Genomic DNA, 25,505 nt, shown 5'->3' on the forward strand with positions numbered 1-25,505 from the left:
AATGGTTTGATCGATCAGCCCGGCGGCCAAGTCATATCGCGGCCCGCGAGCACGTGGAAATGCAAATGGAATACGCTTTGTCCCGCCTGCTCCCCAATGTTGGAGACCACGCGGAAGCTTTCCAAGCCCAGTTCTTTCGTGATCTTGGCGATCACCTCAAAGCAGTGCGCAACGACCGCGCTGTTTGAGGCGTCGACCGCGGCGGCGGATTCGATATGCTGCCGCGGTATGACAAGAAAATGCGTGGGCGCCTGTGGATCGATATCGTAGAAGGCGTAGCAAAGGTCATCCTCATAGACCTTTTTTAGATGGGATCTCGCCCGCCGCGATCTTGCAAAACAGACAATTCATGATCATACGCTCCTTTCAAGAATTTCAGAGGAGAGAATCAACGATATTGTTGACTGCCTCGAGCGCCTCTTCAAGCTTCGCGGCGTCCTTGCCGCCCGCGGTCGCGCTGTCCGGCTTACCGCCGCCGCCGCCGCCGCAGATCTTCGCGACTTCCTTGACGATCTTGCCCGCGTGCGCGCCCTTTTTCACAGCTTCTGCACCGCAAACACAGAGGAAGCTCACCTTTTCGCCCGCCACGCAGGACAGGACGGCGACCATATTGGGCGCCTTTTCCTTCACGCTGTCGCCCATGGTGCGCAGCATATCGGGCGTTGCGTCGTCCAGCTTAGCCGCCACCACATTGACGCCCTTTACATCGCGCGAAACATTGAATAGGTCCACCATTTGCAGATTCGCCAGCTTGGCGTTCAGGCGTTCAACGTTCTTACCCAGCTCGCGCAGCTCGGTCACCGTTTGGCCGACCTTCTGTACCAGCTCAACCGGCGTAGTCTTCAGGCTCTTGGCCGCGTCTGACAGCAGCTGCTGGTGCTCGTCGATCAGGCTGAGCACAGCCTTGCCCGTCACAGCCTCGATACGGCGCACACCGGCGGCCACTGAAGCCTCTCCGATGATCTTGAACACGCCGGCCTTAGCCGTATTATCCAAATGGGTGCCGCCGCACAGCTCTACCGAAAAATCACCGGCCTGTACCACGCGCACGGTAGCGCCGTACTTTTCGCCAAAGAGCGCCATCGCGCCGCGCTTCTTGGCTTCCTCGATCGGCATTTCCTCCGTCTTGACCGAAAAACCGGTGAGGATCGCGTCGTTTACGATTGTTTCCACCTCGCGCAGCTCGTCCTCGGTCAGAGCGGCAAAATGGGTAAAGTCAAAACGGATATGGTCGGCGGCGGTGTAGGAGCCTGCCTGCTCGACATGGTCGCCCAGCACCGTGCGAAGCGCCTTTTGCAGCAGGTGGGTCGCGGTATGCGCACGGCAAATTGCTTGCCGGTAGGCGGGATCGACTTCGGCCTCTACCTCGTCGTCCACCGAAAGGCTGCCCTCGGTCACGCGGCCAATATGCATGAACTTGCCGTCCTTGGTCTTTTGCACGTCAGCCACAGCCGCAATGCCGTTCTTGCCGACGAGACGGCCGTGGTCGCCGATCTGGCCGCCCATTTCCGCATAGAAGGGCGTATGATCCAAAACGATTGTGATCTTCTCGCCGACAGAGGCCGTACCGGAAGGCTCGCCCTCGCAAATGATAGCCAGCACTTTTGCGGCCTCACGCAGCGTGGTATAGCCATCGAATCGGGTTTTAATCGCTTTGTCAAGACCGAGGTCCTCGCTCTGCCAGCCAAGATCGCCCATCTTCTTGCGATCTTCACGGGCGCGCTGACGCTGTTCGTTCATCAGGCGGTCAAACTCGGCGCGGTCGGTCGTCATGCCCTGCTCTTCCAAGATTTCGAGGGTCAGATCGATCGGGAAGCCATAGGTGTCGTACAGCTTGAATGCGTCGGACGCCGGAAGCATGCCGGATGCCTTGGAAGCCGCGATCATATCGTTTAGAATGGAAAGTCCGCTGTCAATGGTCTTATTAAAGCTAGCCTCTTCATTTTCAATGACCTTATGAATATAGACTTGCTTTTCGACAAGCTCGGGATAAGCGCCGCCCGATTCTTGAATGACCGTGTCCGTGATCTCGGAAAGGAAGGGACGGTTGATACCGAGCAGCTTGCCGTGGCGCGCGGCGCGGCGCAGCAGGCGGCGCAGCACATAGCCCCGGCCCTCGTTGGAGGGAATCACACCGTCGCAGACCATCATGACCGTGGAGCGGATGTGATCGGTAATGACGCGCAAGGATACGTCGGTCTTGTCGCTGTCGCCGTAGTGCTTGTCCGCGATCTTGGAGATGTGGGTCGTGATATTGCGCACGGTGTCCACATCGAACAGAGAGCCTACGCCCTGCACCACACAGGCCAGACGTTCCAGACCCATGCCGGTATCGATATTCTTCTGCTTCAGCTCGGCGTAGTTGCCCTGTCCGTCGCTTTCAAACTGGGAGAAAACGTTGTTCCAGACTTCCATATACCGGTCGCAGTCGCAGCCGACCGTGCAGCCGGGCTGGCCGCAGCCAAACTCAGGGCCACGGTCATAATAGATCTCAGAGCACGGACCGCACGGGCCGGAGCCATGCTCCCAGAAATTGTCCGCTTTACCAAAACGAAAGATCCGTTCGGACGGAATGCCAATATCTTTGTTCCAAATTTCAAACGCCTCGTCGTCTTCCTCGTAGATCGAGGGATACAGGCGGTCCGGGTCGATGCCGACCCAATCGGGGCTGGTCAGGAACTCCCAGCTCCACGCGATGGCTTCCTTCTTAAAATAATCGCCAAAGGAGAAGTTGCCCAGCATCTCAAAGAAAGTGCCGTGCCGCGCGGTCTTGCCGACGTTTTCGATATCGCCGGTGCGGATGCACTTCTGGCAGGTTGTGACGCGGTGGCGGGGCGGCTCCTGCTCACCAGTGAAGAAGGGCTTCATCGGCGCCATGCCGGAGTTGATGAGCAGCAGCGAGGGATCGTTCTGCGGGATGAGCGAAAAGCTCGGCAGACGCAGATGGCCTTTACTTTCAAAAAAGCATAGGAACATTTCGCGCAGTTCGTTTAAACTTCTGTATTGCATGATATTCCTCCAAATAATAATAACGAAATAAAAAAGCCTCCGCCCCTGTCTGTTAGGGGCGAAAGCGATCCTTCCGCGGTACCACCCTAATTTGCCCGCGTTCGCGGGCATCTTAGCGATCCGGTATCGGGGATCAAAACCGGCCTGCTTTTCACAGGCTGCTCCAAAGTGGCTGCTTTCCGCAAGCGGCTGGGGGCTTTCACCAATTCCCCTTCTCTTGAAACCGCTGCCGTGAAAACTCGCTTTGTCATCGCACTTTTCGTATGAACGGATATATTATACCGCTTTTTACCGCTTTCGTCAATAAAAAACCGGCCTTAAAGGCCGGTTTTTGAAAATAAAATGCCGTCATGGCGGACAGCGGCAGCACGATGCACCACATGCTGACCAAATTTAGCTTTGCGCCAAACGCCGTGTCATCCCCGCCGCGAATGATGCCGGTATCGCAGGCCATTTGGTATGCCGTGCCCACCGTGGCAATGGTCAGCACATTCAAGAACTGCAACGGTCTTGACGATCGGCTTCAGCTCCCCTATAAAAAAGCCGGGATGCCATGCATCCCGGCTTTTTTATAGATTAAGAGGCCATAATAACGCGAATTTTACCGCCGTCTGAAAGTGACTTATTGGCATATAAGCGGAAATCCTTATAATTGATTTTTGCACTGGAAAGCGAGATGAACTCCTTCCGTGCGCTAACATACACACCAATATCATCAGCGAGTTCAAAATATCCGTCCTTGGTACGCACACCGGTAGATCCTTCAAAGGCATCTATACCAACAGTATCGATAAGTGATAATGGCAACGTAGAGAAGGAGGAATTCGCGATTTCTGTACTATATCCCTTGGGTACGCCTATCGGACCGCTACCAGCGCCGGAATACAACGATATGACCGGGAATGTGTCAACAACAGATTGTCCGTCCTTCCAATTTGTAACAGCATATTTATAGGTTTCATGATCATTCTTATATTGACGCTGTTCTTCGGCAGACATGTTTTTCCATACATCTTCGTCCGGTTTTGAGTAATCACTAATAATATTTCCCATACCATATACCCAGCTTTCTCCTGTCACATCACCCAGTATAATATTGGTGATGGATCCGGAATTATCCGCAACAGTGTAGCGAATATCACTGGATGGAATAGACGATAGATGGATATCGGACAAAGAAATCGCATTGAGTGGCGAACCGCTCAGAACCTCCTCATAAATCCGTACCTTGGGAGACACGGTGCGGTCTCCTAATTTACCGGATTCGACTGTCCAGCTTCCGGGCTGCTTACTGTTTAACGCAATGCGCGTTAAATACGCCTTACCGTTAGAAGAAGATCCTACGGATACAAAGTATCCATTTAAAGAGCTAAGCTTTTCACCTTCGCATTTCGGTTTAATGGTTAAACCATTTGTCAGCAAAATAGTAACTTCACTATCCTTGATATTCGTCACAACGCCCTGCATATCGGCGCTCACCGTATTTTTCGGATAAGCCGCGACCACGCCGCCCGCCGCGTCAAACAGCAGGGTGATGTAATCGTCCAGCTTCCAGATCCGCAAAGGTTTTGGCGGCATTGTCCGAGATCGTGTAGTCTGTGCCAAACATGCTGACCCTCTGCGGGTAGCTGAACGTGGGCTCGCCCTTGTCATAGCGGCCGGAAAGGCGCGTATCGGATACGAGCGCCTGCTTATTCGTCGGATCGAGCGTGACCACATCGTACTTCTTCACGCCCGTGCGGTCGATGGTCACACCGTTTTTGACGATGGTAAAGTTGTTCGGAATGTTAGCGGAGGTTTGCAGACCGTAAACGAACGAGTTGGCATTCGCGGACACGGTCGTCGTCGGCAGGTAAGCGATCAGTGACAGTTGACCGTAGCTATTGTAAAACAGCTGCAGCTTGCTGCCGGCAGGAACGTCGGCCCATGCCTCGGACAGCTTCTTGGGCGTGGAGATTTCGCCGGTATAAAGCAGCGTATCCCGATCCGGTCGAATGGTTTCCTTTTCGGTTTTGATGCCGTCCGGACCGATGCTCTGCACGATCACCGTTTCCACCTTGTTATGGTTGGGCACGATGCCGATGGCAACGGAATCGTTATCCTTATCAAAGATCACAGTACCGCTCAGACCGACCATCGATTGATCAAGCGAGCCGATTGTTGCGCGGGTCTGCACATCGCTGTTTTCAAAAAACAGCGCTTCTCCGGCGCGCAGCTTGGAATTGGTTTCGCTGGTCGCGAGCAGAATGCTGTTCTCCACCACGCCGCTGGCCACCTTTTTCAGCAGCAAATCGCCATCTTTTTGCTTGACGCCAAGGGTGTTAAGCAGCATTTGCGCCGCGTCCGCACGTTTGACGGCGGTCTTGGAATCCGTAACGGACACATCGTCCGTCAGGCCCAGACTCTTGGCCTTGGCGATATAGTCCGACGGCCAGAAGGGACCTACGTCTTCCTCGGTATAGGCCAGCATGCGCAGCAGCATGGTACAGGCTTCGCCAAAGTTCACGGTCTTGTCCGGTCCAAAGTTGCCGTCCGCGTAGCCGCGGATGATGGATAGCTTTTTCAGCTCCGCGTGACGAACCGCGGCGTTGATGTAGGGCGCGGCCCAGTGCGAGCTTTTCACATCCGGGAAAATCGTATAGCTGCGAAACGCGCTCACATCGTCAACGCCCAAGGCGGTCACGGCCAGCTTACAGAACTGGGCGCGCGTCAGCTCGCTGTTTGGATCGAACCGGTCGCCGCCCACGCCCTGCATAATGCCGAGCGCGCTCAGCACCGATGCGGTCTGCGATAGCTTGGCATCCGAAACATCCGCAAACGCGGCGGAAGCGGATGTCAAAAGCATCGTCAGCGCAAGCGCAAGGCTTAATAATCTTTTTTTCATTCCTAGTGATTCCTCCCCTTACTGCGTGCGCAGCGCATCGACAGGCTGTAGATTGGACGCTTTATTTGCCGGATACAGGCCGAACAAAATGCCGAGCAGCGCGGAAAACAGAAACGCGCCGATGATGAGCGGCACCGACGGCAAAACGGTGAACTGCTCGACCTGCGGCATCCACATTTGCTGCTGCATCTGCTGCGCGAGCAACAGATTGCCGATGATCGCGGATAAGAAGCAGCCTAAAATAATGCCGATAATACCGCCGCAGCAGGATACGACCGCCGCCTCGATCAGGAACTGGCCGATGATATCCCGTTTGCGCGCGCCGATCGCCATGCGAATGCCGATCTCGCGCGTACGTTCGGTAACGGAAACGAGCATGATATTCATAATGCCGATGCCGCCGACCAGCAGAGAGATGCCGGCCACGCCCGCGCCAAGCAGCGCCAGCTGATTGCTGGAAGCTTCGGCCTGCTCCTGATACTGATTATTGGAATAAGCATCAAAGTAGCCGTTGTTCTGGTCGTAACGCGTGGACATAAATTCCTTGATCTGGTCGATCGCAGGCTGAATGGAATCCTTGTCCTTAGCCTGAATATAATATTGTTTGCTGCCGCCCGAATAGCTCATCATCCGCTGCTCCAACGAATAGGGCAACACGATCATTTGATCCTGCGAATTGAGCTTACCGCCGTATTTTCCCTTATAAACGCCGACAACCTTGAAGCTCATACCGCCGATGCGAATGGTCTGGTCAATCGGGCTCATGGCGCCAAAAAAGGATTTGCGCACCGTTTCGCCGATGACGCACACCTTCGCGGCGTTATTGCAGTCTGTTTCGGACAGATCGCGACCGGCGGTTATCACGTTATTGGTACAAACGCCGTAATCCTGATTGCCGAAATAGATCTGCGTGTTATTGACATCCAGCGTCTTGGAACGATATTTGATGCCCTTGTTCTGCCAATCCCAATACTGGCTCTGCGGCGACCACGCCGAAACCTTGTCGGACATTTCGTTATCCAAATACTCCTCCATGGCCTTCCAGTCCGCGTTTTTCGGACCGTAGCCATAGATCTGTATCTGGTTGGCGCCCATCGCTTCAAACTGCATACGCTGCAGCTTGCTCGTGCCCTGAATGGAAGCGACAATCGCGATAACGGAAGCCACGCCGATGATGATGCCAAGCATGGTCAAAAACGAACGCACCTTACTGTTGGAAATTGATTTAAAGGCCATGCGGACTGTTTGCATCCAGTTCATTGGACGGCCCCCTTCCCCGGCTCATCCGAAATGATGTGGCCGTCCTGTATGGTGACGATGCGCTTTGCCGACTGCGCCAAATGATTGTCATGCGTGATCAGAATGATCGAGGTGCCCTGCCGGTTCAGCTCGATCAGCTGGTCCATGATTTCGCGGCCGGAGGCTGAATCGAGGTTGCCGGTCGGTTCGTCCGCCATGATGATCGGCGGCTTGGCCGCGACCGCGCGGGCGATCGCCACGCGCTGCTGCTGGCCGCCGGACATTTCGCCCGGCCGATGATCCATTCGCTTTTCCAAGCCGACCTTGGTGAGCGCATCCACCGCCAGCGTATGCCGCTCTGCGCGGCCCATACCGCGGTAGATGAGCGGCAATTCGACATTCTCCTCGGCGGTCAGTGCGGGGATCAAGTTAAAGCCCTGAAAGATAAAACCAATCTCTCTGTTGCGAATGCCGGAAAGGACGGAGGGCTTCATATCGCTTACCGCTTGACCGTTGAGCTGGTAGCTGCCGTAGGTCGGAATATCAAGGCAGCCCAAAATATTCATCAAGGTGGATTTGCCCGAGCCGGACTGGCCGAGAATGCACAGAAACTCGCCCCACTTGACCTGCAGCGAAATGCAGTCCAGCGCGCGCACTTCGTTTTCCTTGCCCTCGTTATAAATTTTGCTGAGCTGCTGCACATCGATCAGCAGATCGGAAGCAGACTCTGCTTCCTGCTGCGCGATATCCTCGATGGGCGGCGCTTTTCTATGAAACATGTGGCAGCCTCCTTAACCGACTGCAACGGTCATGCTATCGTTCATCTCCGCATACAGATCGTCCGGACCGGCCAAATAAACCTCGGCGCCCTCGTCGATGCCCCAAAGGATTTCGGTGTTCGCCGCGTCCGCGATGCCCACTTCTACCGGGACAAGCACAAATTCGGGCGGCACATCGGTGCCCTCGGGCAGCGGCAGCGCGTTTTCAAAGGTCTCGCCCTCGGCGGGCTTCGCAAATACGGCTGCGCCTTCTTCGGTATTGACGACCGCGCTGGAAGGCACCATGACACAGTCCATCGACTGGGCAGTCGTAATCTTATACTGCACTGGGTAATCCGAACGCAGCGTCTGCCCTTCCATGGGATCCAGCGTGATAACCGCAGGGAAAGTCGGCATGCTGCCTTGCCCGCCCGACTGATCCTTGGTGGCCTCCATCGAAACTGATTCGACCGTACCGGTCAGCATTGCTTCCCCGTCGTTGGTGTACATGGTCATGGTGGCCATCTGGCCGGGCTGTACGGCGGAAACGTCGGTCGCGGTGATCTGCGCGTTAACAATGATATCGCTCAGATCAGCCACGACACAGAGCGCGCTCGTGCCTTCCACATCTTGACCGGCCGATACCGGCAGGCTGACGACAACGCCGTCGATCGGAGACTTAATGGTCGCGTTTTCGATCAGCTTTTTCAGTTCAGTGATGCGGTCCTGCTTGGTCTTTACTGTCTTCTGCGCGGTGGTTACATTATTGCGCGCGGATACCACATCGCTCTGCGCGTCCTTCACATCGTTCTGCGCGCTGTCGCTCGTCAGGCGCATAATAACCGCGCCGCTCGAATAATTGTAATAATCGATGCCGCCGACCGAGGTGATCTCGCCGGACACCTCCGCCGTAATCGCCTCTTCGCGAGAATACTTGAGCGTGCCGGACTCGGCGGGATAAACTTCGTCGCCCGCGCTTGTCTTAATTACGGCGGTCGCGTTCATACCGTCGGTCAGTGTGCCCGGGTTGTCCACCGTGATGATCGCGCGAAACAGCTTAACGCCCTCGGCGGATACTTTTTCGGCCTGCTCGATCGAACTGACCTTGCCGGTCACCTCGCTCATGGCCGAGGGGATGGAAACCGTGGCTTCCTGACCGGACTGGATATCACTCATGTAAGCGGTGCTGAAATATAGGGTCAGCTTCATCGAACTATCGTCGACCATGTAGCCGATCACTTGGCCGCTGGAAATCTGCTGGCCCACCTTAAATTCAGGCGCGGCCGAGCCGTCCTCCTTCAGCCCCGGAATGATCTTGCCGGAAAACGGCGCGGTGATCGTCAGCTTGCCCAGATCCTTCTGCGCGGCGCTGACCTTGTTGAGCGCCTTGGTCACATCGGACTGCGCGGTGGCGACGGCGCGCTGCGCGTCGGCCAGTTCTTCCTGCGCGGTGGTCAGCTCCTTGCGTGTCTCGGTCGGGTCGACGACCAATAGCTGGTCGTTTTTCTTGACCTCGTCGCCCACTTCAACAAGCACCTTGCTCACCTTGCCCTTGAGATCCTTGCCAAGCTCCTCACGCTTTTTAGCGGCGGTATAGCCTTCGCCCTCGATATACGTTTCCAGCATACCGCGCGTGGCGAACGCCGTCTTGCTCGCGGCGCCGTCGTCAGCGGGCTTGCGGCTGCGCATGACGAGGAAAATACCCAGACCGATCAGCAGCGCAATGATCAGCACTGTGATGCCGATCCGCACGCCGCGGCTCAGCTTGTGCTTCTTTTTGTTCATCTTATCCGCGTATTTGTTGCGCTTTGGGCCTTCGGACGCGGGGCTCTCTTCGCCCTCGGTTGCGGGCGCGGACTCCGCGGGCAGCGTTTCTTCGGGAACGGCTACTTCGCCCTTTGCCGATTTGGCGATCGAGGTGCCTGCCTTAGCGACATGGGCCCCGCCCTTCTGCTCGGCGGGGTTCTGCTGCTTATTTTCTTCGCTCATAAACGAATCCTTCCTTTATACATCCAAGTATTACTCGGTCCGGGAGTGTACTAAGCTGTCTCATACACCCATCATCATACCTTGCGCAGGTGGAACTGTCAAGCGATGTTTGGCATCATTTTAGCATCATTTTGACGTAGACAGAGCGGCGCTTGTTCCGCTCTGCGCGCAATGCCGTAAAAACTGCCGCCTATGCGATGCGGTAGTCGGCTATGACAGCTTATCCGCAAAAAAAAGTTCCACTCGCTCGGGCAGCTCGTCCAATCCGCAGTCATTGATAAAAATATGGTCATAGCAAAAATCGAGTACGCCGTCATCCGAACGGTTGCCAAGCAGACCGCGCTCGTCTTCCAGCGAGGGCCGCCGCACGAGCAGCGCGGCGCAGCCGCTGCCGACGGCTTGCCGAAATCGTTCGATCTCCGCAGGTTCGCGAATATGGACGAACAGCAGTTCATCCGGGCCTGTAAGGAACTTTTTATATTGTTCCATACAGTAGCAAAAGGAAAGATCGTTAAATTCCGTACACACCTCTTTCAGACGAGAGAGCAAGCGCCGCGCCGCGGGCGTTTTTTTCTCCGTCCCAACCAGCCGCGCGCGCCACGGTTAGGATTGGCGTGATGGACGAAATGTTTTGCACCTTCCAGCGCTTGGCAGCCAGTTCGCATACCGTGTCCTTGCCCACGCCCCCGCTGCCGTTTATGATAAAAACATGTTTCTTCATGTTTCACCCCACATATGCCTTAATACTTTTCAATTTTAGCACAACATATAGCGCAAGGCAAGCGGTAACCCGGGATAACTCTGCCAAAAATACACAAAAAACGACCCCGGACACCGAACCATTTCGGCTTCAGGGTCGTTACCGTCACAGGATGATACAAATCAGCCCGCCGGCGCTTTCGTTAATAATTTTTTCCAGCGTTTCGCGGATTTTCCCGCGCGCGTCGTCCGGCATGCGGCTCAGCTTGTGGGAAAGCTCCTCGCGAACGAGCTCGCTGAGCGATTTGCCGAAGATATTGGTATCCCAGATCTTTTCGGGCTGCTCTTCAAATTCGCTGAGCAAATAGTGCACCAGCTCTTCGGATTGCTTTTCCGTGCCGACGATTGGGTTGACCTCAGCCTTGATGTTGGCACGCAGCAGGTGCACCGAGGTAGCCGAGGCTTTCAGGCGCACGCCGTACCGTCCGCCCTGCCGCACGATCTCCGGCGGCTCAAGCGACAGCTCCTCGACCGAGGGCATGACGATGCCGTACCCGGTCTGGTACACCTGATCAAGCGCGCCGCGGATGCGGTCATACTCGCGCTTGACCTTAGAGAAATCGTCCAGCACGGCGATCAAGTCGGCGGCGTCGCCGATATGAATGCCGGTCTGCTCGCCAACAATGCCGTAAAACACACTTTCCGGGATATCAAAGCGCAGCTGCGCCTGCCCCGTGCCGAGCGCGAGCTGATCGACTGTGGCGCGGCCGATATACTCGTTTTCCGCCAGCACGCCGCACATGGCGCGAATATCGCGCATGCACTGGCCCGGACGGGCCGCGGAGCGGATGGCGTGGTAAATGCTCGCCTGTACCGGATGGCTGGGCGGCAGCGAACCGACATAGCGCGGCAATACAAAACTGATCTCCTGAACCGGAAATTCATACAGCACCCGCTGCAAAACGTCGGCTATGCCCGCTTCGTCCAGCGCTAGGCAATCCACCGCGATCGGATCGACGCCATATTGCTCGCGCAGGCTGTCGCAGGCAAAGCGCGCCGCTTCGCCCTGTGGTTCGGCGGAGTTGACCAGCACGACAAACGGCTTGCCGATCTCGCGCAGTTCGCGGATGACGCGTCCTTCCACCGGTTCATAGCTGGCGCGCGGAATCTCGGTAAAGGTGCCGTCCGTCGTCACCACAAGGCCGATGGTGGAATGCTCGCCGATCACCTTGTGCGTGCCCAGCTCGGCGGCCTCGGCCAGCGTCATCGGCGCTTCGCGCCATGGGGTGGATACCATACGCGGCGCGTCGTCCTCCATGCTGCCGAGCGCGCCGTCCACCAAATAACCCACGCAATCCACCAGCCGCACGCGGCAGCCGCCGCCATCCGGCAGCGCGATCTCGGCCGCTTCCTCTGGAACGAATTTGGGCTCCGCCGTCATGATCGTCCGCCCGGTGCCGGACTGCGGCAATTCATCCCGCGCCCGCTCGCGCTTATATACGTTCTCCATGTCGGGCAGCACCATGGTTTCCATAAAGCGCTTGATAAACGTTGATTTGCCTGTGCGCACCGGGCCCACTACGCCGATGTAGATATCGCCGCCCGTCCGTGCGCTGATCTGTTCATAAATCGCGTTGCTTTCCATTGAATCCCCCACCTTTCAGCCTCCAATCGGAATCAGCAGCATGGTCTCGGCCGCCGTCTGCGCATCCGCGGGCAGTTCGTTTGCCCGGCGTATCGCCTCCATCGTTGTGCCGCAGGCTTTGGCGATATCCCACAGCGGCTGCTCGCGGTCGATGTAGCGCAGCTTGAGCGTCACGCCGTCCGCCGCGCAGGGCGCGTCGATCTCGTTTAGTTCGGTGATGCAGCGGAACGTACATTGCTCCTCCGCCGCGATCTGACCCTTTGCGGAAAGGGTTAACATCATGCCTTGCTCGCCGGAAGGCGCGCCCCGCGCCACAAGTTCCAGCTGCGAAAGCTCGCCCTGCCCGGAGCATGGGATTGATACGGGCAGCATCCGCTGGAGAAAACAAAGCTGCTGATCGTCGTCCAGATAAAGCACCTGCACAGCGGCGGTCATCTGGGCCTTTTCCCCGTCCGCGCGCTTCGCATCGCAGCTAAACGCCCCGGCGGAAACGATATGGGATACGTGCCGCGCGGTTTGCAGCGTTTCCGTCGTCTCACCGGCAAAGGCGGTGGCGGGCGGCGTTGAACGCAGCACGGTCTTTTCCTGCGAAAGCTGCAGCTCCTTGCCCGGGATGTACAGGTCGTCGATATTTTGCAGCGTTTGGGCGCGCCGCATCAGCAAAAGAGCCGCCGCGTTGACCGTATAGGAAAGCAGGCCGTCCGGCTCAAGGCGGCAGTCCAGCTCCCGTGCGGTCAGGCTGGCCGACAGGCTGTCGCCCTCGCCCACCTCGGGCATCTCGAGGATCTGGGTAAAAGGCGTCGCGCTGGTCAGAACGCGCACAGCGTCGTCCTCCTGCAAGGCAAGGCAGGTGATGCTGGCCTCGCCTTTCAGCACCGCTTTGCCCTGCATGGCGCGGCACTCGGTCGCGCGCAGCACGCATTCGGCGTGCAGAAGCGACAGCCCGGCGGCGTCCGGCATAGTCACGTCCTCCAGCACTGTAATCGGGCAGGTTTGCGCCTGTTCGATCAGCGTGACAAGGCGCGGCGTGCAGCGCAGCTCCGCCTGCGGCAGGTCGACCCCCTCGGTCACATTGCATGTCGTTTTTTGGTACCCCTCGGATTCAAAGCAGAGGGATGCGTTTACCGTTAGCTTACGGCTGTTTACCGCTACGGCCTCCACGCTTGCCACCCGGCAGGTCGCCAGACACACCGCGTCCGTGTTCAGCGCTTCGCATTCCTCGATATGCGCAAAGCTGATCGGGATATTCAGCAGCCGCAGGCCGCCCCCCTCCTCCGGCTGGTAAACGACGGTCGTACGCACCATACCGGAAATCAGCAAGCGCCCATTTTGCGGCGTTTGATCCTTGACGGACGCGACCCCATACGCACACACCACGCGGCCCACGTCCGGGTAGGTGTCTGGCACGATCGCGTCGGCCGATTCGGTGCTCATAGCGGTGCGCTGCAGCCGTCTGTCATAATAGCAGATGCTTGTTTGGTTCAGTTCCATTGTGCTGCTCCTCCTTTTCACTGCTGCTCCTGATAAACAATATGTCCACCCCGCCGTGAATATGAAAAAGCTCTGCAAAAAAAGAAAGCGCAGAGGCGTATCCCGCCACGCGGACCGTTGAAGGCCGGTTCACATAACTTACCGCGCACACACTTCGTGTGTAGCTTGCAAAGCGTTCGGCAAAAGGGTACAATAGTAAATAATGCCTCAATCAGGCGGAGGAACAATATATGACTGATGAAGAGCGAATCAGGCAGGTTTTTCAGGATTTTGAGGATGGCGGTCTGGTATCTAAGGATATCGATAAGGTTTTAAGCTGCATTGCAGATCGTGTCATTGGGATCGGCATCGGCGAACAGGGCTTTGTCCGATCCAAAAGTGATATTCAAGAAATATTCGCCAGCGGGCTTCGTGAAGACGACTGCGCGGCTTACTCGCTGCAATATGCGCGGCTGGATATTTTGATCCATGACGGGCAATTTGCCAACGCCTGCGGCGAGGTGATCATCCACCGATCGGAAAACGGAAACGTTACCAAGAGCAAGCTTTTGCAAACGCTGATCTTTGTCAAAGAGGGTGGCGATTGGAAGATATGCGGGCTGCACGCGTCCGCCCCCGCGATCACGGCGGAAAATATGGAGGCCTATCCGCTCAAGGTTGCGGAAAATTTGCTGCAAAACATGCGCAAGGAGATCGGTGAAAAAGCCTTTATGGCGGAGCAGCAGTTCCAACAAGCGGTTTTGGCGGACACGGTCGCGTTTTACATCGTCAATTTTTCCAAGAACTGCTTTGAACAATGTCAGGTGAACCAAACCATTTGCGCCTATGCCGAGCCGGGCACGCCGTACGAAGCCTTTGTGCGCGAAAAGATACCGGAGTATGTGGCGGAGGAAGACCGGGAGAAATTTTTATCCAAGCTTTCACTGGGCAGCGTTTTAGACGCCATCGAGCGAAACGAAACCGAGATCAGCTGCGAATATATGCTGAGCCGCCCCGGCGGCAGCTCCTTTTGGGCCGTGACCGTTATCCGCCTGATCACCGACTGTATCACCGGCGAACACAAGGGTATCATGTATGTTAAGGATATCGATCAGCAGAAGCGCCGGGAACTTGAGATGAAGAACAAAGCGGAGCGTGACGACTTAACGGGGATCTATAACCGCACGGCTTTCGTACATCACGTGGAACGCCTTTTATCCCATAGAACGCAAGCGACAGGCGCGTTTTTCATGCTGGATATCGATCGATTCAAAGAAATAAACGATACCTTTGGGCATCCCTTTGGGGATTTTGTATTGGTATCCGTCGCGGAGGCGCTCAAGGAGCAGTTCCAAGCAGGCGGCATCCTCGGCAGGCTGGGCGGGGATGAATTTGGCGCGTTTGTGCCGGAAGAAACCGCCCAGACCTTGGCCGAAGGGCGTGTGGCCGTATTGATGGAAAAGCTGCTGCAGCTGCAAGCGCCGCAAAACATATCCATTCCGATTTCCTGCAGTATCGGCATCGCGGATGCCGAGGGCGCCCGCGCCTTCGCGCAGCTCTATCAGCAGGCGGATGAGGCGATGTACCGTTCCAAGCACAGCGGAAAGGGCCGCTGCACGATCTATACGCAACAGCAATAGCAAATGAAACCGCACGAAAAGGGGCCGCAGCGCACGATGCTTTTCATCGTTTCGCCAAGGCCCCTTTTGTCATGTAATCATTTATCTATATGGAACAGCCTGCTTAGGATACCGCGCAGATACTTCGGACTCTGCCATATCACTACCTTCATTCCGCCACCTCCCCTTCACCATCTTGCAATGAACACGCCGGCCACGATCAGCGCAAGGGAGAGCAGCACCAGAAACAGCCCCAGCGGCAAGATACAGCCGAACACTACGCCGGCGCCAAAACTTATGAGTGCAAGGCCGATCGCCTGACCACGGCAAAACATTGCGCATCACGCTCCTATCAACAGTATAGGCGCGTTTTTGCCAAGGTGTTACAGCCCCACAAAGAAAAAGAACACCCGTAAAAACGGATGCTCTGCCGGGTCTAATCTTGGTTCTTGGCGGATTTTGTCGTGCTGCCAAAGCCGCCGTGCCGCTCGCCGACGGCGTTGTCGTCCTGCGTAATGCCGAAGGGCACGAAAATGCCCTGTGCAAAGCCGTCGCCCGCGTTGACGTGCAGCGATTTGCCGATCTTGGAATCGTTGGTCATTTTAATAAAGATATGCCCCTCGTTATCCGCATAGGCATAGTCGCTGTCGATAATGCCTACGGTATTGTCCATCTGCAGCCGGTAGCGAAAGCCCAGCCCCGAACGCGGGTAGAGCTGCAACACCCAGCCCTCCGCGATCTCAGCGCGGATGCCGGTCGGGATGCGAAGCGTTTCTCCCGGTTGAAGAGAAAAGGAAACGGGCGCGAAAAAGTCGTACCCTGCCGAGCCCGCGGTCGCGCGGCGGGGCAACCGTATACTCTCAAAAATCGCTTGCGCGCGGGAAGGGTCGCAGTGCGTTTGCTCGCACCAATCCGCCAGAAAGCGAAAATTACTAACCTTGTAAAATTGTGCGATTCTTTGCATATCGTCCACTCCCCTTTCGAGTCTTTATTGTATCACAGCGATGGACAAAGCGAAAGAGCGGCTGCGAAAAAAATGTCGAACAACGCGCCTCTTCTTCACATGGGCAGGCTGATCGTCACACAAAGCCCGTGTAACAGATTTTCAAACAGCACCGCGCCGCCATGCGCCTGCGCGATCTGGCGGACCAATATCAGCCCCAGCCCGTGCGCGGGCAGCGTATCCTGATGGGGGGTGCGCAAACGCGCCAGAACATCGGCCGGCAGCCCTGCGCCGTTGTCCGTCACCAGAATATGACAGGCGTTTGCCGTGCGCCGCAGCGATAGGCGGATGGAAACAGTGTTCCCGTTGTGCGCCAGACTATTGCGCAACAGGTTTTCGACCGCCCTTATGAGCAATTTTTCATCACCATAAATGGACAGCTCGCCAAGCTCCGGCGGGATTCGCACTTCGATTTGCGCGGCGGCGTCTTCCGGCAAGCTGTTGAGCGCTTCCGCCGCGACGGTGCGCAGCAGCGCGGCCGGCCGCAACAGTATTTTCTGCAAAGGCTGCATTTCATATTCGAGCTTGGAAGCTAAATTTAAATCGCTAACCAGACGCCCCATGCGCTGGCTGTTTTGACGGATCAGCGCAGCCTTTTGGCGGGCGTCCGCCGGAAGCCGCGCATCCTCCTCCAGCTGCGCCGCGCTGCCCTGCACCAGCGCGAGCGGGGTGCGGATATCGTGCGATACGCCGGCGATCCATTCGGTGCGCGTGCGGTCGCGCTTATCGAGCAAGTCGCGCTGTGTGCGAAGCTTTTGGGAAGCGCGGTTCAGATCGGCCGAAAGATCGCCCAGCACGCCGCGCACGGGCAGCTCGACCGGCTGCTCCTCCGCGAGCTGTTCGATCCCGCCTGCGAGCGGGGCCGCCGCGCGATACATGCGCCAGCCCAGCAACAGCGCCAACAGCAGCGCCGTGAGCAGATTGAGCAGCAATACGCCGGGAACCCAGCGGATGCCTTGCCGGATCAGGAAAGAGGATGTGGTGACCGCATATTTCCATTCGCTGCCGCGCGCGCTTGCCAGCACCAGCAGGCCGTCCCCATCCGACCAGACATAGACCGGATAATCCTCCAAATACCAGCGGGCAAAGGAAGCGATATCGCTGGCGCTGTAATGGCGCGGCAGATCTTCCGGCAAGCGGTCGCCCCAAATAACATTGCCTTGCTCATCCAGCTGCATGGCCCAAACGTATCGCTCATCCAGCGCGCGCCGTGCCTCGTCTGAAACGGCAACGGAACCGTCCGCCTGCCGGGAGACGCCATTTGCGATCAATGTCACGCGGTCCTTGGTCTCGGGCGCGCTCTTTTGACAAAGCACGCCAAAGGCAATAAACAACGAAAAATTGAGCAGGAGCAAAAAAAGCCCCACACCGATAGCCGCGCCGACGTAGCGGCTGAGCATTTTGGTCAGTCCCCGCATCAGCTATCCTCCCGTTTTAGCTTATAGCCCAGTCCGCGCGCTGTCAGCAAATACCGGGGGCGCGAGGGCTCCTCCTCGATCTTTTCCCGCAAGCGGCGAATGTGCACCATCAGCGTGTTCTCATAACCGAAGTTCTCGTCACCCCAAGCCGCGTAGCAAAGGGCGTCGATCGTTACGATATGGCCGCGGTTATCCGCAAGTTTACGCAGCAGAGCGTATTCCTTGGCGGTCAGCGCCGTCTGTGTGCCGCCGCGCGATACCGTGCCGCTTGCCCAATCGACCGTTGTGGCGCCCAACCGCAGTAGGCCGTCCGCACATTTTAGGCGGTCGGCATAGGCGCGGCGCAGCACCGCGGTCAGGCGGAGCACCAGCTCCCGCGGCAAAAAGGGCTTTGCGATATAATCGTCCGCCCCAAGTCCCAAACCGCGCAGCCGGTCTTCGTCCGCGTCGCGCGCGGAGAGGAACAGGATGGGCACGTCGCGTCCGCGTCGCAACTCTTCAATGAGGCTAAAACCATCGCCGTCCGGCAGCATCACATCAAGCAGAACCGCGTCCGGCCTCCATTCAGCAAACTGCCGCCGCGCCTCTGCGCAGCTTTGCGCCGTTAGCATATAGGTAAAGCCGGCGTCCCGCAGGATATCGCTGATCATGCGGCAAAGCGCCGGTTCGTCGTCTACGATCAGAATTTGAAAATTTGATAAAGCATTCATTTTACTCACCATCTTTATCATAGCACAAAAGCGCCGCCTTGCTGCAAAATGTAAGGAAAAAGTAAGGCAGGCTTCATGCTGCCGTAAGGTAGCTGCTTTATGATACGGTATGGAAAGGAAGTGTGCAATGATATGCGCAATATGATCGAAACAGAGGACTTGTGCAAGGCTTACGGCGGTAAGCTGCGCGTGAAAGACCTGCGCCTCGCCGTGCCGGAGGGCGCAATATACGGATTTCTCGGACCAAACGGCGCGGGCAAATCGACAACGCTGAAAATGGTACTCGGCCTAGCCCGGCCGACAAAGGGCACGGTCACGGTTTTCGGCAAACGGATGGAGCCGAAAAACCGCCTTGCGATCCTGCAAAGCGTTGGATCGCTGATTGAATCCCCTTCCTATTATGGGCATTTGACCGGAGAGGAAAACCTGCATATTTTACAGACCCTGCGTCGGCTGCCGAAGCAAGCGGTCGACGAGGCGCTGCAAATCGTGCGTTTGACCGGACAAAAGGATAAAAAGGTATCGCAGTATTCACTGGGCATGAAACAGCGGCTGGGCTTGGCGGCCGCGCTGTTGTCACGGCCGCGTTTGCTCGTGCTGGATGAACCGACCAACGGTCTTGATCCGGCGGGCATACAGGAGATGCGCGAGCTGATCAGCGATCTGCCGCGTCGATTTGGCATGACGGTCGTGGTGTCCAGCCATTTGCTGAGCGAGATCGACCAGATGGCGACCCATGTCGGCGTGATCGCGGACGGCGCGCTGGTGTATCAGGATCGAATCGAGAGGCTGCACGAGCGAAGCGAGCACCGACTCGCTCTGCGCACGCTGCAAAATACGCAGGCGCAAAGCGTGCTGTCCGGTCACGGCGTACCCTGTGAAACGCTGGACGATTACCTGCTGCTACCACCCTTTGCGGATGAAAAGACGGCATGGTGTATGCGCTTGCTGCTTGAAAACCATATCGGTATCGTACGGCTGGAGGACCGGCAAAAAAATCTGGAAGATCTATTTCTAGAGCTGACGGAGGGGGCTGCCAGTCTGTGAAAGTATTGCAAATGGAGTTTTATAAGCTAAAGCGCCGTAAAATATGGCTCGCTCCGCTGCTGATGCTCACCGCGCAGCTGCTTTGGGGGCTGTGGTCCTTTTCCGACATGAGCGCCAAGGAGCTTTCACAAGGCTGGGCCAATATCCTATATAACTTTCCGATGCTCAACGCGATGATGACCCCGGTGATCGCCGCGGTGATCGCATCGCGCGCGGCCGATATCGAGCATAAGGGCAATACCTATAAGCTGCTTCAAACCGTCGCTTCTCCCGGGCGGCTGTTCGATGCCAAGCTGCTCTGCGCCGCCGGCTGGCTTACGGCAGCCATCGTGCTGCAGACGGTGACGATCACGGTTTTCGGCATGATGCGCGGCTTCGCGGGAGCCCCGCCGGTCGATGAGATTGCGCTTTATTTCGTGTCCACATTAGCGGTCTCTCTAACCATTCTGCTGTTTCAGCTGATTCTGTCCATGCTGGTGCCCAATCAGATGATCGGCATGATCCTCGGTCTGGTCGGCGCATTCATCGGGCTGTTCTCGCTCTTTTTCCCGCAATCATTCCAAAAGCTGTTGATCTGGGCGTATTACGGCGTGCTTTATACCGTGCGAATGGATTGGGATCGCGCGACCCGTGTGGTTGATTATTATTTTGTTCGCTATGATTCAACAGGTCTGCTTTGTATTTGCCTATTTTTCATTGCCCTATATGCGATCGGGCGGCGGCTGTTTATTCGCAAGGAGGTGTAAGTATGTTGATCAGATCGTTTCGCGCCGAATGCATCAAACTGCGGCGCTCCTTTATTTGGCTGGCGCTGGCCGTGCTGCCGTTGCTCTCCGCCGTAATGGGTACATTTAACTATCTAAACAATCTGGGTATTTTGACCCAGCAGTGGTATTCGCTCTGGACCCAGCATTCGCTGTTTTACTGCGCCCTATTCGCACCCGCGCTAACCGGCGTATACTGCGCTTATGTGTGCCGGTTGGAGCATCTGGGGCGCAACTGGAACAGTGTAATGACCATGCCGGTCGCACCGGCGCATATTTTCTTCGCCAAGCTCGCCATCGTTTCCCTGCTTTCCGTGTTGACACAGTTGCTGATCGGCGCATTGTTCCTGCTTTTCGGCAAGCTGGCTGGGCTGACCGCGCCCGTGCCTCCCGAACTCTTCTTATGGCTGATACGCGGCTGGTGGGCGCTGACCGTGGAGGCGGCTCTTCTTCTATGCGTGGCGCTGGTAATCCGATCATTCGCCATCCCTGTCGGTCTGGGCATTTTAGGCGGCTTCTGCGGGATCGCCGCTTTTGCCAAGGGCATTGGCGCGTATTTTCCTTTTTCTCTTTTGCAGCTTAGCATGTGCACGAACAAACCGGATGAACCGATGCAGTGCGCTCCCCAGCTGTTTGCGGCCACCTCCACCCTGTTTTTTTTAGCAGCTTGCGCATTCGGCGTGCTCTGGCTTAAAAAACGCGACGTCAAAACCGCATAATGCGCCTCAATGCGCCGTAAATATGGTTCATATGGTAATATAGGTGGAAGCAGGAATTCCACGAAGGGCGAAGCAGGGTTAGCTTCGCCTCGCTATGTTCCCATTCGCCAGTTTCTCTTCTTTCATATGCTGTCGTACCGCAAGCGTTTCGATTCTTTCAAGAGTGAAATGGTCAAGCAGTTCATTGTCCAAATCATCGAGCAGGTGTGAAGGTTCCGTATCCGGCGTATGATCTGAGCGCTTCACACAGTACCGGGCAAAGCAGTTAAGCGTGGCATAGCACGGTTGTGCACCCTCGATGCCTCCATTTTCGTCAAGTAGCTCATAATCACGTAGGTTATAACCAAATTTCAATTTCCTGATCGTTTTCAGCGTTGTATTCTGCACCCCGCGCTCTATTTTGCCTAGAAGTTTTATCGATATGCCAGCGCTGGCTGCCGCCTCATCTTGTGGATATACATTGGTGCGCGATAACGGCTTATCCGGTTCGGGCCGGTTTAATTCCCGCACCCGCAATGCATTTCTTGCAACGATGTCTTTTAACATGGGATACCTCCTTTTATTTATCAAAAGAAGCGTATCGCATTTTGTCATATTTTGAAAGGTACTCCGGTGCTTGACTATTTATGCATATAAAAGAAAGTCCAACTGCTCCGTAAAAAGAGCAGCCGGAACCTTGCGCAGTAACGGCAGAAGCGCGCTGGCTGAGGTATAGCAATAACCACCTTATTTTCATAAGGTGGTTATTGCTATACCATGTTAATCCCCTGTATAGACCGGCCGATCTTTTAAATACTTATTGATATTGCCCGTTGCGTATTCTCCGGGAATGTCGGGATCAATCACTTCAAATGCAATCGGAAAAATCCCAATGGACTTGGAGTCTTCATTCCAGTCAACTTTTGAATTTAAATATTCGCACACCGCACGCACCGGGAGCATCGTACGTCCGTCAATCAGTTGTGGCGCAACATCCAGTGTAACCGCACTGTCTGTTACATCTGCGTCACAGTAATACATAATTGGGTTGTCTACTTGCATCTGTTCAGATCGGATTGACCACGTACGCCACGCGTAGAGCGGACATATAGCTGTTACCGTCAAAATCCTGCACATATTGGGCACGCTTGCCCAATGCGGGGTGCACGACGTATAAAGACCTTGCGCAGCGCTCCGTCTTTGTCGTTGGTGACAGCAACCAGATTTGCATTTCAACATTGAAAAAGACTTGAAAACCCACGAAAAGTGAATTTTCAAGTCTCATTTATATGGTCCGAGTGACAGGACTTGAACCTGCGGCCTCTTGACCCCCAGTCAAGCACGCTACCAACTGCGCTACACCCGGATAATACAAGGAATAACTCAAAACCTTGCCTAATTAGAATACCAAATTTAAGTGCTCCTGTCAAGCATTTTTTCAAGTGTTCCGGAATGACTTAGCCGTGATTCTCGGCTAAGTCATTCCGGGCTGCGTTCTCAAAATATCTTGATCACAGGGTCGCCTTGTGGAAGGTCTTTTTGCCCTTTTTAATGATACATTCGTTTTCAAAAACCGATCTGTTCAGCATCTGCTTGGGGTCGGCTATCTTATCACCCGCAACGGATACGCCGCCGCCCTGCACCAGCTTACGCGCTTCCCCGTTTGAAGCGGCGAGACCGCATTTGACCAGCAGGGTCAGCACGCCGATCTCTTCGTTTATAAAATCGGCATCCGTGAGCTTTGTGGTAGGCATATTTTCGCTGGAGCCCCCGCTGACAAAGATGCTCTTTGCCGCGTCCTGCGCCTTGTCCGCCTCTTCCTTGCCATGCACGAGCGCAGTGAGCTCATAGGCAAGAATCTCCTTGGCGCGGTTAAGCTGCGCGCCCTCCCAGCCGTCCATCTCGTTAATCTGCTCAAGCGGCAGGAAGGTCAGCATACGGATACACTTGAGCACATCCGCGTCGTCGACATTGCGCCAATACTGATAAAAATCGTAGGGCGAGGTCTTGTTCGGATCGAGCCAAACCGCGCCCGCGGCGGTCTTGCCCATCTTCTTGCCTTCCGAATTGAGCAGCAGCGTGATCGTCATTGCGTGCGCGTCCTTGCCGAGCTTACGACGGATCAGCTCTGTGCCGAACAGCATATTGCTCCACTGATCGTTGCCGCCGAACTGCATGTTGCAGCCGTAGTGCTGAAACAGGTAGTAAAAATCGTAGGACTGCATGATCATGTAGTTGAACTCTAAAAAGCTAAGGCCCTTTTCCATGCGCTGTTTATAGCACTCGGCACGCAACATGTTATTGACTGAAAAGCATGAGCCGACATCGCGCAGCAGCTCGATATAATTCAGGTTCATCAGCCAGTCGGCGTTATTGACCATCTGCGCCTTGCCCTCGCCAAACTCGATAAAGCGCTCCATTTGCTTTTTGAAGCAGTCGCAATTATGCTGGATGGTTTCAACCGTCATCATCGAACGCATATCGGTACGGCCGGAGGGATCGCCCACCATGCCGGTGCCGCCGCCAATCAATGCGATCGGCTTATTGCCGGCCATCTGCAAGCGCTTCATCAGGCACAGGGCCATAAAATGACCAACATGCAGACTATCCGCCGTCGGGTCAAAGCCGATATAAAAGGTGGCCTTGCCATTGTCGATCATTGTTTTAATTTCTTGCTCGTTTGTGACCTGTGCGATCAATCCGCGGTCAACGAGTTCCTGATAGATACCCATCGTCACTTGTTCTCCTTGTTTTTAAATCTATTTTAAATACTTTTTAACCATAGATTCACGGCGCCCGTTCCTTGCGGCGTTCATCAATAAAGCCGGTCTCTCGATCCGTCTTATAGCGCTTCGCCTCATGGAGCAGCTCGGCGGCATTGCCGCGCGAGGCGTCGGTGATCGTTTCCCCTGAAAGAAGGCGTGCGATCTCATCGATCCGCCGCGCTTCATCCATCGGGCTGACATCCGTATAACTGCGCTCGCCCCGCACCGACTTGGAAATGCGCAAATGATAGTCGCCCATCGCCGCGATCTGCGGCAAATGCGTCACGCACAGGGTCTGCTTTTGTCCAGCGATCGCGCACAGCTTACGCGCGATCTGCTGTGCGGCGTGACCGCTGACGCCGGTGTCGATCTCATCAAAGATCAGCATGCCGACCTCCTCGCCTGCCATCAGCACATTTTTCAGCGCCAGCATGATCCGCGAAAGCTCACCGCCGGACGCGACCTTGGATAACGGTTTTTCCGGCTCGCCGGGATTTACCGATATCTCGAACGCGACCGTATCAAAGCCCTGCTGCGTCAGCTTGGTACCGGTACGTACCGCGATGCGCACCCGCACTTTTTCCATGTCCAGCTCGCCGAGTTCCCGCACGATCGCCTGCTCGAGCCGTCCCGCGGCTTCTACGCGGGCCTCGGTCAGACGGGCAGCGATTTTCTTGGCGTCCGCCAATTCCACACGATACTGCTCGCGCAGAGCGTCACGCCGGGTATCTGCGTTTTGCAGCCCATCGAGTTCTTCCGTTATCTTGGCGTGATAAGCGAGGATCTCCTCAATCGTACCGCCGTATTTCTGCTTCAGGCGATAGATCTCGTCCAGCCGCTGCTCCGTTTGGTCACGCTCCGCGGCGGAAAATTCTAGGTTGCCACAACCACCGGCCACACTGTCCCGCAAATCGGCGGCGAGATATCGAAGCTCCTGCGCGCGCTCGGCGATGCCTTCATACGCATCAGATATTTCTCCGATCGCCCCCAGCGCTTCGGCAGCGCGGTCGAGCAGAGAACACGCGCCGGCCGCATCGTCTGCATCCTCATCCCCCGCCAGCGCAAGGCGAGCCTCTTCAAGCGCCGCGGCTATCTTGCCCGCATGGTCAAAAAAGGCCTTTTGCTGCGCAAGCGTTTCATCCTCACCCGGCTTAAGCGCAGCTTGCTCAATCTCTTCCTTATGAAAAGAGAGCATGTCAACCCGTTGCAGACGTTCCTGCTCGCCGGTTTCCAGCGCGGTAATCTGCCGGCGCAGCTGTAGAAGCGATTGATAGCGCGGCTGATATTCCGCCAGCAGCGCTTCATTTTGCGCAAAGCCGTCTAAGTAATCAATGTGATACTGCTCGTCCAACAGCTTTTGTCCATCGTTCTGGCCGTGAATATCAATCAGATAAGGCGCAAGCGTCTTTAGTACCGCGGCCGTAACAGGCTTCATATTCACACGGCAGGCGCTCTTGCCGTCCGCGTTGATCTGCCGCTGGATATACAGGGTATCCGGCTCCTCGCCGGTCAGGTCGAGCTCCGCCAAAAGGCGGTTAAGGCCGGGTGAAAGCGCGGAAAATACCGCGCTGACAAAGCCCTTCTGCGCGCCCGAGCGGATTAGCTCGCGGCTGACACGACGGCCGAGAATCGCGCCCACGGAATCGATCACGATCGATTTACCCGCGCCGGTCTCGCCGCTCATCACGGTCAGGCCGGGTTCGAGTTCGATATCCGCCTGCTCGATCACGGCAATATTCTCAATATGCAGCAGCTCGAGCATGACAGCACCTCCCTTTCCAGCCGCTT

Annotated in this window: 23 protein-coding genes, 1 tRNA gene and 1 pseudogene; 4 read left to right on the forward strand and 21 right to left on the reverse strand. The window is 56.1% G+C overall.

Annotation, left to right across the window (positions count from 1 at the left end; translation table 11 throughout):
- Positions 1 to 14: 14 nt before the first annotated feature.
- From RWV98_RS10110 to RWV98_RS10165, 12 genes and pseudogenes are all read right to left on the reverse strand, one after another.
- Positions 15 to 354 (reverse strand): annotated as a pseudogene (locus RWV98_RS10110) (histidine triad nucleotide-binding protein).
- Between the two features lie 21 nt (positions 355 to 375).
- Positions 376 to 3,009, reverse strand: a complete 2,634-nt coding sequence (gene alaS / locus RWV98_RS10115) for an alanine--tRNA ligase (RefSeq protein WP_317860495.1) — start codon at positions 3,007 to 3,009, stop codon at positions 376 to 378.
- A gap of 247 nt (positions 3,010 to 3,256) precedes the next feature.
- Positions 3,257 to 3,499 carry a hypothetical protein gene (locus tag RWV98_RS10120; protein WP_317860496.1) on the reverse strand — a complete coding sequence of 81 codons (243 nt, stop codon included), beginning with the start codon at positions 3,497 to 3,499 and terminating at the stop codon, positions 3,257 to 3,259.
- A gap of 86 nt (positions 3,500 to 3,585) precedes the next feature.
- Positions 3,586 to 4,587, reverse strand: a complete 1,002-nt coding sequence (locus RWV98_RS10125) for a hypothetical protein (protein ID WP_317860498.1) — start codon at positions 4,585 to 4,587, stop codon at positions 3,586 to 3,588.
- On the reverse strand, positions 4,529 to 5,893 hold the full coding sequence (locus tag RWV98_RS10130; RefSeq protein ID WP_317860500.1) for an S-layer homology domain-containing protein: 1,365 nt from the start codon (positions 5,891 to 5,893) through the stop codon (positions 4,529 to 4,531). The genes RWV98_RS10125 and RWV98_RS10130 overlap by 59 nt, the downstream gene beginning before the upstream one ends.
- An 18-nt stretch (positions 5,894 to 5,911) precedes the next feature.
- Entirely contained in the window at positions 5,912 to 7,153 is a 1,242-nt protein-coding gene (locus RWV98_RS10135) for an ABC transporter permease (protein WP_280962126.1), read from the reverse strand.
- A complete protein-coding gene (locus tag RWV98_RS10140; protein ID WP_317860503.1) occupies positions 7,150 to 7,911 on the reverse strand; it encodes an ABC transporter ATP-binding protein in 762 nt (253 codons plus the stop codon). The genes RWV98_RS10135 and RWV98_RS10140 overlap by 4 nt, the downstream gene beginning before the upstream one ends.
- A gap of 12 nt (positions 7,912 to 7,923) precedes the next feature.
- Complete coding sequence (locus tag RWV98_RS10145; RefSeq protein ID WP_317860505.1) at positions 7,924 to 9,879, reverse strand: efflux RND transporter periplasmic adaptor subunit; 1,956 nt, start codon at positions 9,877 to 9,879, stop codon at positions 7,924 to 7,926.
- Between the two features lie 210 nt (positions 9,880 to 10,089).
- Complete coding sequence (locus RWV98_RS10150) at positions 10,090 to 10,368, reverse strand: hypothetical protein (RefSeq protein WP_317860507.1); 279 nt, start codon at positions 10,366 to 10,368, stop codon at positions 10,090 to 10,092.
- A 22-nt stretch (positions 10,369 to 10,390) separates the two neighbouring features.
- Positions 10,391 to 10,600, reverse strand: a complete 210-nt coding sequence (locus tag RWV98_RS10155; protein ID WP_317860509.1) for a hypothetical protein — start codon at positions 10,598 to 10,600, stop codon at positions 10,391 to 10,393.
- Between the two features lie 144 nt (positions 10,601 to 10,744).
- Entirely contained in the window at positions 10,745 to 12,223 is a 1,479-nt protein-coding gene (gene spoIVA / locus RWV98_RS10160) for a stage IV sporulation protein A (RefSeq protein ID WP_317860511.1), read from the reverse strand.
- 15 nt (positions 12,224 to 12,238) lie between these two features.
- A complete protein-coding gene (locus RWV98_RS10165; RefSeq protein ID WP_280962131.1) occupies positions 12,239 to 13,714 on the reverse strand; it encodes a DUF3794 and LysM peptidoglycan-binding domain-containing protein in 1,476 nt (491 codons plus the stop codon).
- Between the two features lie 230 nt (positions 13,715 to 13,944).
- On the opposite strand from RWV98_RS10165, the gene RWV98_RS10170 reads away from it, so the two are divergent.
- Complete coding sequence (locus RWV98_RS10170; protein ID WP_317860514.1) at positions 13,945 to 15,333, forward strand: diguanylate cyclase domain-containing protein; 1,389 nt, start codon at positions 13,945 to 13,947, stop codon at positions 15,331 to 15,333.
- A gap of 167 nt (positions 15,334 to 15,500) precedes the next feature.
- Here the strand turns inward: RWV98_RS10170 and RWV98_RS10175 are convergent, their stop codons facing one another.
- From RWV98_RS10175 to RWV98_RS10190, 4 genes are all read right to left on the reverse strand, one after another.
- A complete protein-coding gene (locus RWV98_RS10175) occupies positions 15,501 to 15,647 on the reverse strand; it encodes a hypothetical protein (RefSeq protein WP_280962133.1) in 147 nt (48 codons plus the stop codon).
- A gap of 101 nt (positions 15,648 to 15,748) precedes the next feature.
- Entirely contained in the window at positions 15,749 to 16,276 is a 528-nt protein-coding gene (locus RWV98_RS10180; protein ID WP_280962134.1) for a dUTP diphosphatase, read from the reverse strand.
- A 95-nt stretch (positions 16,277 to 16,371) separates the two neighbouring features.
- The gene (locus RWV98_RS10185; protein WP_317860517.1) at positions 16,372 to 17,733 is read right to left on the reverse strand and encodes a sensor histidine kinase; all 1,362 of its coding nucleotides are present in this window, start codon (positions 17,731 to 17,733) and stop codon (positions 16,372 to 16,374) included.
- Complete coding sequence (locus tag RWV98_RS10190) at positions 17,733 to 18,443, reverse strand: response regulator transcription factor (protein ID WP_317860519.1); 711 nt, start codon at positions 18,441 to 18,443, stop codon at positions 17,733 to 17,735. The genes RWV98_RS10185 and RWV98_RS10190 overlap by 1 nt, the downstream gene beginning before the upstream one ends.
- Positions 18,444 to 18,575: 132 nt before the next feature.
- On the opposite strand from RWV98_RS10190, the gene RWV98_RS10195 reads away from it, so the two are divergent.
- Genes RWV98_RS10195 through RWV98_RS10205 form a run of 3 tightly spaced genes read left to right on the forward strand, consistent with a single transcriptional unit; the run spans position 18,576 to position 20,973 of the window.
- Positions 18,576 to 19,490, forward strand: coding sequence for an ABC transporter ATP-binding protein (locus RWV98_RS10195; protein ID WP_317860521.1), 915 nt, complete (start codon positions 18,576 to 18,578; stop codon positions 19,488 to 19,490).
- Entirely contained in the window at positions 19,487 to 20,236 is a 750-nt protein-coding gene (locus RWV98_RS10200) for an ABC transporter permease (protein ID WP_317860523.1), read from the forward strand. Before RWV98_RS10195 ends, RWV98_RS10200 begins: the two co-directional genes overlap by 4 nt.
- A 2-nt stretch (positions 20,237 to 20,238) precedes the next feature.
- On the forward strand, positions 20,239 to 20,973 hold the full coding sequence (locus RWV98_RS10205; RefSeq protein WP_317860524.1) for an ABC transporter permease: 735 nt from the start codon (positions 20,239 to 20,241) through the stop codon (positions 20,971 to 20,973).
- Positions 20,974 to 21,051: 78 nt separating this feature from the next.
- Here RWV98_RS10205 and RWV98_RS10210 read toward each other — a convergent pair whose 3' ends face one another.
- The 5 genes from RWV98_RS10210 to recN form a co-directional block, all read right to left on the reverse strand.
- Positions 21,052 to 21,519: a helix-turn-helix domain-containing protein gene (locus tag RWV98_RS10210; protein WP_280962139.1), complete on the reverse strand. Its 468-nt coding sequence runs from the start codon at positions 21,517 to 21,519 to the stop codon at positions 21,052 to 21,054.
- A gap of 213 nt (positions 21,520 to 21,732) precedes the next feature.
- Positions 21,733 to 21,993, reverse strand: a complete 261-nt coding sequence (locus RWV98_RS10215) for a copper amine oxidase N-terminal domain-containing protein (RefSeq protein ID WP_317860527.1) — start codon at positions 21,991 to 21,993, stop codon at positions 21,733 to 21,735.
- Between the two features lie 249 nt (positions 21,994 to 22,242).
- Positions 22,243 to 22,318, reverse strand: a tRNA-Pro gene (locus RWV98_RS10220).
- 145 nt (positions 22,319 to 22,463) lie between these two features.
- Positions 22,464 to 23,684, reverse strand: coding sequence for a tyrosine--tRNA ligase (gene tyrS / locus RWV98_RS10225; RefSeq protein WP_317860529.1), 1,221 nt, complete (start codon positions 23,682 to 23,684; stop codon positions 22,464 to 22,466).
- A gap of 55 nt (positions 23,685 to 23,739) precedes the next feature.
- A complete protein-coding gene (recN, locus tag RWV98_RS10230; RefSeq protein ID WP_317860531.1) occupies positions 23,740 to 25,479 on the reverse strand; it encodes a DNA repair protein RecN in 1,740 nt (579 codons plus the stop codon).
- Positions 25,480 to 25,505 lie beyond the last annotated feature (26 nt).

Origin of the sequence: Agathobaculum sp. NTUH-O15-33 (assembly GCF_033193315.1) — a bacterium.
GTDB classification, from domain to species: Bacteria; Bacillota; Clostridia; order Oscillospirales; family Butyricicoccaceae; genus Agathobaculum; species Agathobaculum faecihominis_A.

What these genes read in the sequence shown, in the direction of transcription:
- RWV98_RS10135 (WP_280962126.1), bottom strand. Translation starts at nt 7,153, where the DNA reads ATGAACTGGATGCAAACAGTCCGCATGGCCTTTAAATCAATTTCCAAC.
- RWV98_RS10170 (WP_317860514.1), top strand. Translation starts at nt 13,945, where the DNA reads ATGACTGATGAAGAGCGAATCAGGCAGGTTTTTCAGGATTTTGAGGAT.
- tyrS (WP_317860529.1), bottom strand. Translation starts at nt 23,684, where the DNA reads ATGGGTATCTATCAGGAACTCGTTGACCGCGGATTGATCGCACAGGTC.
- RWV98_RS10165 (WP_280962131.1), bottom strand. Translation starts at nt 13,714, where the DNA reads ATGGAACTGAACCAAACAAGCATCTGCTATTATGACAGACGGCTGCAG.
- alaS (WP_317860495.1), bottom strand. Translation starts at nt 3,009, where the DNA reads ATGCAATACAGAAGTTTAAACGAACTGCGCGAAATGTTCCTATGCTTT.
- spoIVA (WP_317860511.1), bottom strand. Translation starts at nt 12,223, where the DNA reads ATGGAAAGCAACGCGATTTATGAACAGATCAGCGCACGGACGGGCGGC.
- recN (WP_317860531.1), bottom strand. Translation starts at nt 25,479, where the DNA reads ATGCTCGAGCTGCTGCATATTGAGAATATTGCCGTGATCGAGCAGGCG.
- RWV98_RS10130 (WP_317860500.1), bottom strand. Translation starts at nt 5,893, where the DNA reads ATGAAAAAAAGATTATTAAGCCTTGCGCTTGCGCTGACGATGCTTTTG.
- RWV98_RS10180 (WP_280962134.1), bottom strand. Translation starts at nt 16,276, where the DNA reads ATGCAAAGAATCGCACAATTTTACAAGGTTAGTAATTTTCGCTTTCTG.
- RWV98_RS10210 (WP_280962139.1), bottom strand. Translation starts at nt 21,519, where the DNA reads ATGTTAAAAGACATCGTTGCAAGAAATGCATTGCGGGTGCGGGAATTA.
- RWV98_RS10145 (WP_317860505.1), bottom strand. Translation starts at nt 9,879, where the DNA reads ATGAGCGAAGAAAATAAGCAGCAGAACCCCGCCGAGCAGAAGGGCGGG.
- RWV98_RS10175 (WP_280962133.1), bottom strand. Translation starts at nt 15,647, where the DNA reads ATGTTTTGCCGTGGTCAGGCGATCGGCCTTGCACTCATAAGTTTTGGC.
- RWV98_RS10140 (WP_317860503.1), bottom strand. Translation starts at nt 7,911, where the DNA reads ATGTTTCATAGAAAAGCGCCGCCCATCGAGGATATCGCGCAGCAGGAA.
- RWV98_RS10125 (WP_317860498.1), bottom strand. Translation starts at nt 4,587, where the DNA reads ATGCCGCCAAAACCTTTGCGGATCTGGAAGCTGGACGATTACATCACC.
- RWV98_RS10195 (WP_317860521.1), top strand. Translation starts at nt 18,576, where the DNA reads ATGCGCAATATGATCGAAACAGAGGACTTGTGCAAGGCTTACGGCGGT.
- RWV98_RS10185 (WP_317860517.1), bottom strand. Translation starts at nt 17,733, where the DNA reads ATGCGGGGACTGACCAAAATGCTCAGCCGCTACGTCGGCGCGGCTATC.
- RWV98_RS10190 (WP_317860519.1), bottom strand. Translation starts at nt 18,443, where the DNA reads ATGAATGCTTTATCAAATTTTCAAATTCTGATCGTAGACGACGAACCG.
- RWV98_RS10205 (WP_317860524.1), top strand. Translation starts at nt 20,239, where the DNA reads ATGTTGATCAGATCGTTTCGCGCCGAATGCATCAAACTGCGGCGCTCC.
- RWV98_RS10155 (WP_317860509.1), bottom strand. Translation starts at nt 10,600, where the DNA reads ATGAAGAAACATGTTTTTATCATAAACGGCAGCGGGGGCGTGGGCAAG.
- RWV98_RS10215 (WP_317860527.1), bottom strand. Translation starts at nt 21,993, where the DNA reads ATGTATTACTGTGACGCAGATGTAACAGACAGTGCGGTTACACTGGAT.
- RWV98_RS10150 (WP_317860507.1), bottom strand. Translation starts at nt 10,368, where the DNA reads ATGGAACAATATAAAAAGTTCCTTACAGGCCCGGATGAACTGCTGTTC.